We start from the raw sequence: 13,184 nt of genomic DNA, 5'->3' as shown, positions 1-13,184 counted from the left end.
CTTATTATTATTGATTTTATTTAGGTTATTGGTCGTTTTCGTAGCCGAGATCACGGAAGTAGTCGGCAATGGCAGTTGCCACCGCCTGATCAGAAGTGCGCTTACGGATTTCCACGAGCTTCTTCATATGCCCCTGAATCCCGCCTTTCTGCATCTCTGCTTTGGGAACGCCCGCCAACCATGCGACTGTCTCAGGGTCTTTAAAAAGCGCCATGCGACTGTTGGTGAGAAATTTGTTTGTACCAACTTTTGCGGCACCCTTCGCCGCACCAATGGCAAGCGCTGACATCGGTTCAAGACCACCCGCCATACCGAGTGCGGAAGTCAGCACATTGTTCTTGTCCAGCGGATTGAGATTGTCGAGCATCTGCTTGTGCGTCTGACTATTCGAATGGTTTGCACCACGAGCATATTGCTTCATGTTGTTGGAGATACGTGCAAGCCTGTCCAAATCCTGTCGGTATTGCTGGTTCTTCGTGCCCTTGAAAATGGCGTCTTTGGCTTCGGGAGACATCTTCGACCACTTGTTCAGGAACATGGTGGAATTGAATTGCTCAACGCCTTCAACGTCTGTGGACTTGCCAAGCTGCTCGATGCTGCTGGAAACAACGTCAGCCCATGCGTCTTTGCCGCCTTCAGATTTTTCAACGGTTCTACGAATTTGCGCGATTCGGTTTCCACCCTTATTGGTGGTCTCGGTCGCGAATTGCCAAATCTTGTCTGTATCGGGAGCTTGGATAATTTTATCGGCAACACTGCCTTTCCCGAACCCTTTCACCGGGTCCATTTGCCGCCTGTACTGATTGTTGGCTTTGCGCCATGCTTGCGCGGCATCTTCACCAGACGCCAGAGCCGTCTTTTCCATGTCGGCACTCAACGCGCCATACAAGCCGTTGAGATGGTTTGAGAGAACTCTGTCGTCTGTTTCTTTCGCCCGTTGCCCAATGATCGTTCGAGCTTTCTGAAGCTGATCGAAGGTCATTCCGTTCTGAGCATCTTCCAGAATAGCGGTCGCATCATCAATCACGCTGTCAGTCTGAGAACCGATTGCACGCTTGTCAAAACTACCCATGGCTTCACGATCCGCCTTCAGCTTCTGCAAAAAGGAAGACGTATTGTCGATCACGGCTGGAGAGGTCACTTTCTCGCCAACACGGTCATAGAGTTGATTGGAACGTTGGTAGCCAGCCTGTTTTGCAGCCTTTGCCTGTTCCTTGAGAAGTTCCCCAAGTTCAGCCTGCGTTCTGGTAGTTCCTGTTCCCGAAACAATCCGGTCGAATTCGCCGTCCATCGCCTGATGAGCATCATCAATGCGTTTCTGAATTTCGTCACCGTTTCGAAGCGAGGACAGAGCATGTTCAAATTTTGATGTGCGTGGATTGCCGTTGACCATGCCGGGAAGCGGATTATCAGCGCCAATGGCGTTCAGGTCTGCCAATCTCGCCTGCGCCTTGGCAACATCGTCAACTTCACCGACCAGCATCTTTTTGTAGGCGTTTTTACCTGCTTTCCAGCCAGCGCCAACCGCACGACCGGCACCTTCGCCAGCCGCACCCATCGCAAACGTTTTGCCCATATCAACAGCCCGTTCAGAGCCGGTTCGCGTGTCTTCATTACCGAACAGCCAGTTCAAGCCATTCTGGACACCTTCACGACCGGCAACAGAACCGCCACCAGCACCAGTTACCGCGCCACCAAAGGCACCAACGCCTGTTCCAATGACAGGAACGGCAGAACCAACGGCACCGCCACCGAGACCGCCAAGAACGCCACCAACAGCGCCACCAACCGTTTCACCGATTTCAGGTGCGATAGATGCGAAGTCGCCAAGAGACGGAAACCAGCTTTCCTTATTGTAAAGTCGTGTCCTGCCGTTCTCGTCCGTAAAAATGAAATTGTCGTCGCTATAAGGTTTTGCGTCGGGATATGTCTTCTGGATTGCTGCAAGTCGGTCTTCGGGCTTATCGAGCGCGCCGACTGCCATGCGGACGTTCCAAGGTGCATCACCTGCATCGCCCGAAATATCGCGAGGATCGGGACCGGCATTTTCGAAAACGTTGGTGCCGCTGTCTTTCTCGATAATCTTGCGCTTCCAATCGGGAATAGCACCGCCATCGCGCTCAATAATTTTCTTCTTCCAATCGTCCATAGGTTAAAGCGTGAAGCCTCCAAGCCCGGAGAGACCGCCCCGGCGTTTGCGCTGTTGTTCTGGCAACGAAGAAAGAACGGCGATTTCCACGGGATTGCCGCCACCGATACGACCGCCTTGCGCCCTTGCTGTTGCCTGTATTTGGCTATTTAGCGCTTGGTCCTGTTCTCCAAGGGTCTTGGCGAAATCACCGATCTGACCGAAACCTTTGGTCATCTTGTCGGTTTCCATGCCTAGAATTTTGTCCCCGATCTCAACATTCGATCCTGTCAGCTTATTATAGGCGTCGATCAGAACCCCATTGCGGCTTTTCGGCTCTTCCGTCTTTTGAGCAAGGGCAACTGTTTCCGTGCCGGGAATCTGCCTTGGCGCTGATGCAGGATCGGCAGCAGCGATGACTTCCGAGACAACATCAGGTTTGGCTTGGGAAGGAGCGCCATTGTAGGCAGATTGCAGCCACGAAGGGGCATTGTCGCCTTTACCGTCAGCACCCCAAACACCGGGCTTACCCATACCAACATGCATGGAACCTGCCTGCATATAGCCGGGACCAGCACCAAAGCCGGTAATGCCGTTTGCCTTGCCCTGACTGACAATCTGTTCGAAAATCGGGCGATCCTGATCGTTTGCCCAATCGAGTTTGCGACCGTCTTTATAGAAAAACATGTCGCCAGCGCCGCCATGATCATGCCGAACAGAACCAACACGAGCGCCGCCTTCCTCAATACCTGGCTGTCCACCTGAAAACACTTCGGCTGTGACACCCATGTTTTCGAGATAGCCAAGCCGTTTCAGAAGCTCTTCAGAAAGCTCACGATTGCGCGTGGCTCCCTGATTGGCATAACGGATGTAATTGACCATCAACGCTTCCTCCGAACCATTTCGGGAGGATCGTCACTGAAGCGATAGGACGCACCAGCGGGAACAGCATCATAGCCTTCTTGGCTATCAACGACGACTGCACCTTTCTTGTACGGATTTTCGGGAGCGTTGATGCCGCCAAAGTACGTGCGATTGGTTTTGTTTTCTTCAGTGTCTGGATAGATGCGCTCAATCTTGCTGTTGTATCGATCAATGATGCCACCAAGCGATTTTTCGCGGATATCAAGCAGCCTTTCCAACGTCGCCTTATCAAGAGTGATGTCGCCACCGGAAACTTGCTGCACGAAGCGCATGTCGCTGTCAGAAATCTGAGCATTGCCGACAAGATCACCCTTCATTCTCGCTGCCATTTCCATAGCCTGCGTGCGGAAGGTTTCGGTGTCGGCAACCTTACTGGAATCGCCACCCATGGCGGCAATTACCTTCTGTCCCCAAAGAAGCTGGTTTGCACCGAAACCGGTCGTAGCGTTGCCAAGGGCATGCTTCATTTCATAGACTTGGTTGAGGGCACCTTGAGCACCCGAAGCATTTTCACGCTCCTTGTCCATGGCTTTCCACATGTCACCGTCTTTGGGACCAGTGCTGACGTTGATATTGGTGTCTTTCTTCTTCGCCGTTTCATATTTGCGGAATTCGGGATTATCCAAACCGAACTTGAAGTCTTTCTGATCGGCGGTGATTTCAGCATTCTGCCCAACAGCCGAACCAAGGCTTTCCGCCTTCTTCGTATCGAACAGGCTTTTGCCGTAACCGTCTGCCAGTCGATAGGAGCCATCGTCGCCAAGCACCATGCCATTTTCGGCACCATGCTGTTGCAGCGCCTGTATCTGCTTTTGCGTGGCGCGAGCGCCTTCGTCGTCGCCATTGGCAAGCTGCATTTTGTGAAGTTCGAAGAGGGCTTCAATCGAATAGCCGTTCTCGGAAGGCGAGCCATATTTTTCAACGAAGGTCGCAGCCCGATTCTGTGCATCCTGCACGCTCTGGAGCTTCACCTGATTGGCTCGATTGGTGATGCCTTTCGTCTGGCGATCAGCAATACCATCCATGTTCGCGTTGTATGCGCCCACGCCATTGCCGAGACCCTGCCCGATGACGGACAGAAGGTTTGTAGGTTTCTCAGAAGGACCGCCAGCCGCCATCATGGAAGCGCCGCCAAGCAAAAGGCTTTGGGCAAGCGACTGGCGCTTCTCGGGGTCTTCCGGCAGGAACTGAGACAGGAAGTTGTCTTTCTTCGCCTGTTCAGGAGTGAGAACGGCTTTCAGATCGTCCTCACCATTGGGTTTCTTTTTGAAAAGGAAATCAAATACGCCAGCCATGATTACGCTACCTCCATAAGTTTCGTCACATCGATATGGAGCTTTCCGTCAATTTCGATTGCAGCATCTGTCTTGCGATCAACTTCTTCCGCGATTGGACCATACCAGCGCCGTTGATCAGGGTCGTTTTTGTAGGTGAATTCGTAAATTGCGATGCGATCACCATTTGTCAGCGGCATGAACCCAACATGCTTGTGCAGGATTTTTTCCGAAGCCTGACAGAGGGCAAACAAACCAGCGAGTGACGACAAGCCGCCGAGAATCTGACCACCCGTGTTCGAATAAACCGGCGTCTGTGATGTCTGGCTATTGTAACCGCCGCCATTAAGCAGGTTGATGAAGTTCGCGCTGTTCATAATTGGCTGCTGTTGCTGCTGATCCCATGCACCGATCTCAGCAGCCTTGAGAGCATCCAGACGAGAATCCTGAGAAGCGCCGACATTTGCCAGTTGTTGCGAGGGCAGGTACTGGTTCTGGTAAGTCTGACCAGCCATGTTCGCCGCATTGAGCTTTTGCGAAGCCAGATTGGAATCTGCCGCAACAGAAGCGTTCGCCGCATTCAGCTTCTGATCGTTCAAGCCGAGCATGTTCGAGATTGAATTCTGATAGTTGTTGCTTAGCGTGTTCATGCCCTGAAGCTGATAGGAACGATCATTAGCTTGCTGGTTCTGATTGTTTGCGAAGTCGGAATTGTAAAGCGAGCCATATGCGTTGGCAGCATTCATCTGATTTCCAACGTCCTGATTGTACTGATTGCCGTACATATCGGTTGCGACCTTCGCCATCTCATTGGCAGCAGTCGTTTCGGCATTGTTGCGCTGAGTAGCGTAAGCGCCCGAACCCATTCGACCGATTGAAGCCGCCTGACTATCAATGCCGGGATTAGTAATATTTTTCAGCTTGTTTGCGATCTGATCTTGCTGGTTCGAAACCATCTGATCAAGATAAGGATTACGACCGATATTCGCTCCAGAAGCGGTATTCTGAAGATAAGCCATCGCCGGGTTGTTCGAAGACTGACCACTCGCAAATCGTCCATTGGCAATCTTGCTTGCCATGTCGTTCGTCGGATTCGGTGCAAAGCCGCTCGCACTTTGAAGGTTCTGAAACGTGTTCTGTGCTTGCTGATTTCCAGAACTGTTCATCACCGAATTGACGGCATTTGTCGCATTTGTAAGCATTGAGGTATTGCCGTTTCTGGCGATGTTTTCCGCGCTGGAAAGAGCATCTTTAGTTGCCTGCGACTGGTCAGCAATCAGCGAGCCTTGATACGGCTTTGGAGCGCCATTTTTATAGAGATTATCGAGCGTTGCATACTGATCAAGCAGGTATTGCTTACTGCCGCTCCACGGCTCCGTACTCGTAGTTGTGGTTGTTTGTTTTGGAGTTGATGCCATCAGTTTAAAGCCTCTTTATGAATTCTTCTTCTTGCTTTTCGAAGCCATTTTTCAGGATAAGTTTATGCCATTCGCGGCGGGGTGTTCCGACCAGTTTTGTGAAGCCTTGATCTTTCAGAAAGGCACAAAAGATGGTTTGGCAGCGCATAATTTCTTTTAATGATTTGTTCTTTTCGCCGCCCAAAAGTAGAACGTTTGCGATCCATTCTCCTTCAAATTTGCAAAGTTCTAGAACTGCTGCAAAGTGATCACCGGTTACGAGATGCCATTCGCTGTTCCGCAATTTTTCGAGCATTTCCGCTTCATCGAAAACGGGTGGTGTCCGCTCGAATGCTGATAAAAGCCACGCTCGAACCCGCGCATATTCTTGTTCTGAAAAGTCCATCTGCATCATACGTTGAACACCACGTAATCAAATGTTCTGACGGTCGTTGCAGCGGCATGCGTGATCACAAATGAGCCGTTATTAATTGTTGAAATAAACGTCGAATTGAGAGCATTCGCAGCAGCAATCGTTCTTGCCTGAAGGAAGATTTTACTCTGGCTATTGATTTTTGGATTTGTGACCGTTGTCGCCGTGAGTGAATTCGCCAAAGTCACAGAACCGGTATTATCAAATTGACCGGCAATTTGATTCAAAACGCTTGTGATCTGTCGTGTATTCGTATGATCGTAGACTCTTTCCATTACGCTATTTAGCGTTTTCCCGCTGTCTGCCCGTCAATCTGAACAGCGAAGGCAGTCTTCCAGTCGCCAGAAATATTGATACGGAAGCGTTGAAAACGTGACTTTTCCCGGAAGTAAGCGAAACCGGTTTCGGCATTTGTATCTTGGGGATTTGACCATTGAATTGGATCGGAAAGAAGCTTTCGAGTGCCTACTTGAACCCGAGTAGTTCCATTGCCTTCAAACAATGGTCTTGCTCTCGAAATAGAGGCAATGTCAGCACCAGTCTGATTGGGTAGAATTTTCGAAAGCTGATATTCGGGGGTCTCAATGGACAGTTCGAGGGTTTGACCTGAGAACGAATAAACCGCCCCTGTGTCGCTCATCGCCCAAAGCATGGACTTACCGCCCGACCAAATAGGGTCATCAAAAGAAGCTGGAACATTATCCAGCGTTCCATAGGCGTCCAACTGATCAATCGTCCACGGCAGGGAAATGGCATTGAAGATCATGTCCGCTGTCGCATCAGCGGTAGTCCACTCGCCAGTGACGTAATTGAATATCAGCATCATGTCTGGATGACCGTTCGGGGAATTAACCGAGCAGAATGACCAGTAAATCAGGGTTTCTCGGGGATCGGCTGCAACGGACATCAGATTGAGTTTGTCGGGATCGGCATTTTGCAAGAACCACTTATCAATCCGACCAGCACCAACAGGTGTGAGGCTACCGCCATTGAGCATGTAGAACCCGTCATCAGACAGGAAGAAGTGCCGTCCTTCGACGGAAATCACGGATTCGGAAACAGAACAGCCTTTTCCAACCACTCGGTCTGTGAAGCTGAAAACGTAAGGGGCACCAATGTACTGCATCTGAACAATGCCGCGCTGGAGCAATATCCAGCACTGATCATCGGTGACGATACCCATGATCGAGCCAGAGCCGTGTATATCTTGGAAATCCGCCTGAGTTTGCGGGGAATAAATCCAATCGGAAGGTGACTCGATTCCGCTCCAACGAACACGGTAAGGAACAGCACCGTCAAGAGCGTCATAGGTATTCCCGAGAATGGTGAAACCCTTGGTCGTCGCAATATGTCTGCCTTTCACAAGGGTCGTCAGATTTGCGAACTGGATGTCCTGATTCATGTCGATGAATTGGGGTTCATCACTGAAATTGGTGAAAATTTGCACGCTTCCGAATTCCACAGACTTCCAACGTTCTTTGCCCGTAGTCGTGTAGCCGCCTGATCTGGAAATGTTCGTCCATTGACGGGTAGATGGCGAGAGCTTGTACAGCGCCGTGGCACAACCACCATAAACTTTGGCATCGCCTGATGCGTTTTGACCGATGGCTGTGCCGAGCGGGCGAGATGCCATCGCTGTGGACGAATATAAGCTGACGGCTTTCATCGGGAAGAAGGTGACACCACCGGCAAATGAGCCGCGCCCCGGCGTTCCATTATGCGCCTTCACCAGCCCCGCGTTTCCAAGTGCTGGAAGATCGGGCGTCCATGAGGAAAAAGGTTGGTCGATTACTGCCATGTGGGACCACCAAGCGTGATGGAGCCAATCATGCGACCGCGCCTGTCATCTTCCGCAAGAACGCTAAGAGCTTCGTTCAAAGCCGCCTGTTCAGAAGCGATACCTTCTGCATCTTTTTCCCAACGGTAAAATTCCCTGAGAACGGCGGAGATATAGACGTTCTGGAAGTGCTCGAAGAGCCAATTGGAATTCGTCTCGGTCAAGGCTGTGAAGGCTGAATAATAGGTAAGCTTGACCGTATCTTCGACTTGACCGGCAAAGATCAATTTTCCGGCAATACGATAATAGCCGACCTCATCAGAAGTCAGCGTGGCGCTGTTGATGGAGACCGGTTTGTATCGTTTCTCAATACCGGTAATCGCGCGAATTTCAATGAAGTCGGCAGGTAGCTCGGCAATGTCGTCGCTGATCGAAAGAACGATGGTTTTTTCAGAACGGTAATGGCGAACAATCGGGCGAAGATGACTTTCAGCACGAAGGATGAAGCTGGTAATAGGAGCGTCGTCGCGAATGGTGTAGCTTTTGATGAGCGTCAGAAACTCTTGATAGGTCATATCAGAGCCTCCAATTGTTCACGCGGAACTTTGCATAATCAGCGTCATTGAGACGACGCTTCATCGCTTCGGGATCGTCGGTGATGCCTTCGCGTTTCCAATTAAAGTAAAGTCCAATTGGAATGCCAGCGACTTTCACAACATCGGAATGCGAACCAGCGTGATTGAAATCAGCAGCCTCTTGCGCATTTGCATCGAACATTGCCTGAAGATTTTTGTAATCGGTTTTGATAATGATCTTGTCACCGTCGCGGATCAAAGTGACCGTATAATCAGGTGTATCTTCCCATACGACCGAGCCGGATTGGAGAAGATCACCAGCTTGAAAATTGTCCATCAATATGCCTCTAAAAATGTCTATCGACGTATTTAGCGGCGAGCCGAATTTGGGAGATTTCGCATAAAAAAGAGCCTCCGAAGAGGCTCTAAGTCGATTCTTGAATTTATGATTATTTTGGCTGAACTTCAGCCTTTAGCCGTTCAAGTCAGCGATCTTGGCGTTGCCCCTTTTATTGAGGCATTCAAGCGACGTTTCAGTGACGAGCATATAGCGTTCACTATCACCAGTCTTGCCGAGTTCCTTCTTTTCAACACCTCGAAGGACAGCCGAATTCCAAAGAGCGGGATCGTAGGCGATGACGGTCGAAGTGGACATGAAACGATGCGGAAGGATCGTAACAGTACCGAAATCCGAAACGTAAAGGTCTACAGCCTGATTGACGGTCTTCTTGTCCGCGTTCTGCTGTTTGGTCGAACCACCGTTGAAGGTCGAAATCTTCGACTTCAGGATTCCCGGCGCAATAACCGTGTTCGGATCACCGCCAGCTTCCCAAATCTTCTGGAGAGCGGAAATGAACAGTGCTTCAGTGAGCGGGCGAGCCGTACCAGCCGTAGGAGCATTGACCACACCACCGGAAAAACCGGTCGATACACCGTTCGCACCATGCAGAGCGTTGGTAGAGATGAAGGCTTCAGCACCACCGAGCTTGCGGACGCCTACTGCAACAGAGCCGTTGCCCGAGACATACGCAGCTTCTTGATCTCGCTTCAGTTCCTTGCCTTTCTTGGCGATCTGGCGAGCAAGTTCATCCTTCGCGCCAGCCGTGTTGACGGCGTTCAGAGTGGAACTCAGGCGAATGTCCTTCTGGAAAATCTGCGTGACGTTCGAAATGCGAACAGGACCATTGAGGGTCGTATCGGTTGCATCGGCGCCTTCAGCAATAGCGTTGTCCTTATTGGCAGCAGCAAGTTCGTCCTGAAGCCATTCGTGCTTGACAGCGGTTGCCTTGGTCTTACCGATAGAGGAAATGAACGGAGTCTCTTCCGGCGAAATCATCGAAATGACGTTGCTCAAATCTTCGCGTACATGGGAAACATTAGTCGTGGTTAAAGTGGGCATTTTCTTACCTTCTTGTTCTTAGAGTAGATTTTTGATGAGGGCTGCGGCATCCGCAACACTGCGAGATTGGTTGAATTTTTCATAAGTCTGACGATCATAATCAGCAGCCGTCTTTCGCGAATTTTCCTTCGCAGAAATAACCGGCTTCTTCTCGATCTTTTCGACTACCTGCGGAATTGCCTTCTGTGCTTTTTCAGCTTGAACAACTCGGTACAGTAGGTCGATGATGCGGAAGTCAACGATGCTTTTGATTTCTTGCTCGTTGAAGCCAGTGTCCAAAAGCATTCCAGTGATGTCACTGAAAACTTCATCAGCCTTATTTTTGTCCTTCAGATCGGGATATTTTTCGAAGAAGCGATTGCTCGATTCCTGAATTGCGATCTGGCGCTGCTCTTCCTCATATGCGGCTGCTTTCTGCTTCAGTGCAGTTTCAGCTTCATAGATTTGGCGAACGGCGTATTCACGCTTTTCCCATTGGGCTTTCTGTCGGACATATTCCGCCGGATCATTTTCTGCGAGCCAATCGAAATCGGGATATTCCATCTGACGGAACTCGATTGAAACTTGCTGTTTCAGGGCTTCAATCCCTGCCAGTGCTTCAGATCGAAGGGAATTCACATCCCTTTGGTTTTCCTGATAGAACTTCCGCTGTTCGGCAATTTCCTGCGTCTTTTTCGTGTAGTCGGCTTGTCTCATATAAGAGGACCGAATTTCGCTAAGACTTACCTGATTGCCATCGATATCGAAAAATTGCTCTTCCGGCGTCTCTTCAGTTTCAGGAGCTTCGACAGCTTCATCCACTTCCGGTAATTCAACGTTCTCGTCTGGTTGCTCATCAAAAGAGTCCTCAGATACGTCGAGAGTTTGACTGATAAGATCAGCCGCTTCATTAATGTTTAATGCAGTTCCTTCCGGATTGTTGCTTTCAAATTCCATCTATTTAGTAATTCCTAAAATTATTTTGGTTCGAATATTTAGTATTCTTCATCTTTCTGCGATTGCGCTTCGTATTTGGCGACTTCGACGTATTTATCGAGCCTTTGATTGATCAGCTTAAAACCATGACTGAGTTGGTGAACGCTATCGAGTTCTTCCGCTTGCCCTAACTTCGTGTTCATGAAAGCTTCGAAAATTTCGGCTTCAATGCACTTCATCAGGGCGCGAAAATCTTCGTTCTCCTTCAAGCGAAGTGCCTTCTGTGCTTTCTCAATATTGTTCATTCGGAACCTCAATCATTATCTGCGGAATGTCGCTTATCGGAGTGTCAGTCTGTGAATATTTCTTGTCCAATTCCATCAGCTTCACGAGGTAATTTTGCTCCTGCTGTTTGCTCTTCAATTCCATCTCTTCGCGGAACTCAGATTGCTGCTGCTGAAGTTGAGCAACCAGTTTCTGCATTTCGAAATTGCGGTCTGCTTCATCGGATTGCGCCTTCAACTGCGCCTTGACCTTTTCCATCTCAATCAGACCGGCATTCGGATCGACGGGAGGCTCTGGTGGTGGGGGAGGCGGCAATGTGCTTGGATCGACAAAGAACAGGCTGCTGTTCTTGAAGCCTGCCGTCTCGGAAAGCTTGGCAAGGGTGTTGTAGATCGTCTGAGCGTTGACGATGGGAAGACCAGCCTGCATGGCGGACATTTGCTGTGCCAAGAGATTGGTCAATGAAGCGGTAGACTGGTCACGGCTCATCACGCCGAACGCGACGGAGGTCGTCACATCCAGTTCAGGCGTGAATTCGTCAATCGGCACGAAGTTGTTCGTCAATCGTGCGATGAACGCTTGAGCCTCTTCCGGTTTCTGAAGAAGCTGGTCGATGACGATGCGAATAAGGTAGGCATAACCAGTGTCCGCAAAATAGCGACTGATCATCTCAACCAGCAACTGGCTTGAGTTATTGCGCTGATTTACGGCGGTCGCGGTAGCATTTTGAAGATCGCTTGCATTCAGCGATACCATCTGCGGACCAACACCAGTCGTGAAATCGAGACTGTTCGACAGATTGGCAATGACCGGCATTGCATCACCGCCAGCGAAAGGCGGAATAGAATAGCTGATGCCGCCCGTTGGATCGTTTGAGCGAACGATGGAGCCGGGGTGAACGTTCAGAAGGTCGTCCAGATTGACGGCATCCGGGTTTACGATCTTTGTCGGATTTACGTGGCTGTGCAGATCGTCAATGATGGCGCGGTTCAACCGGGTGATCAGGATATGATCATCACCAATCTTGTCAGCGATACCCATGGAAAACAGGGTGTCTGCCTGCGGGAATGGAACGAACGGCGCATACGGATAGAAACGGGTGGTTTCTTCGTAATCGAGCAGGACAGGCTTTTCGATACCACCGGCAAGCGTGAAGCGATAGTGCCGAGCCTTCTTGTCGATCTTCATTTTGCAGTAGACGACAAAGACTTCCACGTCATCGCCTGAAATTCCCTGATCGCCGTCAAGGTCTTTCGAGCGTTCCAAGGCAATGCCATCATTCTTGCTCGATGCCAGAGCGATCTTGGACATCTTCTCGGCGTCATAGCCCATTTCAAGCAGGGCAGCTTTAGAAACGATCTTTCGATGCCCTTGAAGCTTGGCAGCAATGCCGCCGGTTTCAGGATCAATCTTCGCGTCTCGGGAAATAATGAAATCTTCGGGGGCGACAGACAGTACGTTGAAAACGGGATTACGGCGAACACTTCTGATCTTCAGGTCGCGAACCGACATACCAGCTTGGTTCAGATACGGCTTGGATGCTTCCTCAATGACGATTTGACCGGCTTCTTCCTGCTGATCGAATGCGAGAAGCTGCGCGTCTGGAATGCCCTTGATTGTGCGGGGAAGACCTTCAACGGTCTCGGTCGTGAATTCCGCTGTGATAATGCCTAGACCGCAAATGAAGCCGTTCTGAAGCCATGGCTGAAGGAAGGACAGATGACTGTTCTTCGTCTTCAGAATCCAGTTCACCACAGATGTCTGCTGACGCGCAATCGCTTCGTCTTCTGGTCCAAATGGAAGGAACTCACAAACGTTTTCCGGGCTATCGAAGATGCGGATCATGCTGGCAACGGACCAGTCAACGCGCTGCTGAACTTCAGGCGAAACCCATTTCGAGCGACCTTTGATTTTGTCGTCGCCGGGCAAATATGCGCGCTTATAATATTTCAGCGCCGTTTCGTGCTTGGTCGCAATATTTGAATTGCTGAAATTTACAGCGTCTTTCAGTTTCACCGCGATGCTGTTTTGAATAGCCTTAGCCTGTTCGTCCATTAATCCTTTCTCTTTTTGAGGC

At 50.2% G+C, this 13,184-nt stretch carries 13 protein-coding genes; all 13 read right to left on the bottom strand.

Translation table 11 applies throughout. The annotated features are described in order from the left end of the window. Positions 1–25: 25 nt before the first annotated feature. Positions 26–2,149: a hypothetical protein gene (locus GSF67_RS06675; protein ID WP_006313475.1), complete on the bottom strand. Its 2,124-nt coding sequence runs from the start codon at positions 2,147–2,149 to the stop codon at positions 26–28. Positions 2,150–2,152: 3 nt separating this feature from the next. After that, on the bottom strand, positions 2,153–3,010 hold the full coding sequence (locus tag GSF67_RS06670) for a hypothetical protein (protein WP_006313477.1): 858 nt from the start codon (positions 3,008–3,010) through the stop codon (positions 2,153–2,155). Continuing rightward, entirely contained in the window at positions 3,010–4,347 is a 1,338-nt protein-coding gene (locus tag GSF67_RS06665; RefSeq protein ID WP_006313479.1) for a hypothetical protein, read from the bottom strand. The genes GSF67_RS06670 and GSF67_RS06665 overlap by 1 nt, the downstream gene beginning before the upstream one ends. 2 nt (positions 4,348–4,349) lie before the next feature. After that, positions 4,350–5,744 (bottom strand): hypothetical protein, encoded by a 1,395-nt coding sequence (locus GSF67_RS06660; protein ID WP_176072012.1) that lies wholly within the window; start codon positions 5,742–5,744, stop codon positions 4,350–4,352. A gap of 4 nt (positions 5,745–5,748) precedes the next feature. Beyond that, the gene (locus tag GSF67_RS06655; RefSeq protein WP_006313481.1) at positions 5,749–6,138 is read right to left on the bottom strand and encodes a hypothetical protein; all 390 of its coding nucleotides are present in this window, start codon (positions 6,136–6,138) and stop codon (positions 5,749–5,751) included. After that, positions 6,135–6,431: a hypothetical protein gene (locus tag GSF67_RS06650; RefSeq protein ID WP_035215588.1), complete on the bottom strand. Its 297-nt coding sequence runs from the start codon at positions 6,429–6,431 to the stop codon at positions 6,135–6,137. Before GSF67_RS06650 ends, GSF67_RS06655 begins: the two co-directional genes overlap by 4 nt. An 8-nt stretch (positions 6,432–6,439) precedes the next feature. Next, positions 6,440–7,954, bottom strand: coding sequence for a hypothetical protein (locus tag GSF67_RS06645; protein WP_035215591.1), 1,515 nt, complete (start codon positions 7,952–7,954; stop codon positions 6,440–6,442). Then, entirely contained in the window at positions 7,945–8,508 is a 564-nt protein-coding gene (locus GSF67_RS06640; protein WP_006313483.1) for a hypothetical protein, read from the bottom strand. Before GSF67_RS06640 ends, GSF67_RS06645 begins: the two co-directional genes overlap by 10 nt. A gap of 1 nt (position 8,509) precedes the next feature. Beyond that, complete coding sequence (locus tag GSF67_RS06635; RefSeq protein WP_006313484.1) at positions 8,510–8,845, bottom strand: hypothetical protein; 336 nt, start codon at positions 8,843–8,845, stop codon at positions 8,510–8,512. Positions 8,846–8,980: 135 nt separating this feature from the next. Then, positions 8,981–9,907: a DUF5309 domain-containing protein gene (locus tag GSF67_RS06630; RefSeq protein WP_050813486.1), complete on the bottom strand. Its 927-nt coding sequence runs from the start codon at positions 9,905–9,907 to the stop codon at positions 8,981–8,983. 18 nt (positions 9,908–9,925) lie between these two features. Continuing rightward, a complete protein-coding gene (locus GSF67_RS06625) occupies positions 9,926–10,843 on the bottom strand; it encodes a hypothetical protein (protein WP_006313490.1) in 918 nt (305 codons plus the stop codon). 38 nt (positions 10,844–10,881) lie between these two features. Next, positions 10,882–11,127, bottom strand: a complete 246-nt coding sequence (locus GSF67_RS06620) for a hypothetical protein (RefSeq protein WP_006313491.1) — start codon at positions 11,125–11,127, stop codon at positions 10,882–10,884. Then, entirely contained in the window at positions 11,114–13,162 is a 2,049-nt protein-coding gene (locus tag GSF67_RS06615; protein WP_006313492.1) for a hypothetical protein, read from the bottom strand. Before GSF67_RS06615 ends, GSF67_RS06620 begins: the two co-directional genes overlap by 14 nt. Positions 13,163–13,184: the final 22 nt, after the last annotated feature.

Origin of the sequence: Agrobacterium sp. CGMCC 11546, from assembly GCF_013365515.1 — a bacterium.
In the GTDB taxonomy this organism is placed as follows: Bacteria; Pseudomonadota; Alphaproteobacteria; order Rhizobiales; family Rhizobiaceae; genus Agrobacterium; species Agrobacterium fabrum.
Note: the sequence above shows the minus strand (reverse complement) of the source record. Positions and strands in the feature narration are given on the sequence as shown.

Coding starts and splice junctions, on each gene's coding strand:
- GSF67_RS06665 (WP_006313479.1), bottom strand. CDS start 4,347: ATGGCTGGCGTATTTGATTTCCTTTTCAAAAAGAAACCCAATGGTGAG.
- GSF67_RS06630 (WP_050813486.1), bottom strand. CDS start 9,907: ATGCCCACTTTAACCACGACTAATGTTTCCCATGTACGCGAAGATTTG.
- GSF67_RS06660 (WP_176072012.1), bottom strand. CDS start 5,744: ATGGCATCAACTCCAAAACAAACAACCACAACTACGAGTACGGAGCCG.
- GSF67_RS06655 (WP_006313481.1), bottom strand. CDS start 6,138: ATGATGCAGATGGACTTTTCAGAACAAGAATATGCGCGGGTTCGAGCG.
- GSF67_RS06640 (WP_006313483.1), bottom strand. CDS start 8,508: ATGACCTATCAAGAGTTTCTGACGCTCATCAAAAGCTACACCATTCGC.
- GSF67_RS06620 (WP_006313491.1), bottom strand. CDS start 11,127: ATGAACAATATTGAGAAAGCACAGAAGGCACTTCGCTTGAAGGAGAAC.
- GSF67_RS06625 (WP_006313490.1), bottom strand. CDS start 10,843: ATGGAATTTGAAAGCAACAATCCGGAAGGAACTGCATTAAACATTAAT.
- GSF67_RS06675 (WP_006313475.1), bottom strand. CDS start 2,149: ATGGACGATTGGAAGAAGAAAATTATTGAGCGCGATGGCGGTGCTATT.
- GSF67_RS06645 (WP_035215591.1), bottom strand. CDS start 7,954: ATGGCAGTAATCGACCAACCTTTTTCCTCATGGACGCCCGATCTTCCA.
- GSF67_RS06650 (WP_035215588.1), bottom strand. CDS start 6,431: ATGGAAAGAGTCTACGATCATACGAATACACGACAGATCACAAGCGTT.
- GSF67_RS06635 (WP_006313484.1), bottom strand. CDS start 8,845: ATGGACAATTTTCAAGCTGGTGATCTTCTCCAATCCGGCTCGGTCGTA.
- GSF67_RS06615 (WP_006313492.1), bottom strand. CDS start 13,162: ATGGACGAACAGGCTAAGGCTATTCAAAACAGCATCGCGGTGAAACTG.
- GSF67_RS06670 (WP_006313477.1), bottom strand. CDS start 3,010: ATGGTCAATTACATCCGTTATGCCAATCAGGGAGCCACGCGCAATCGT.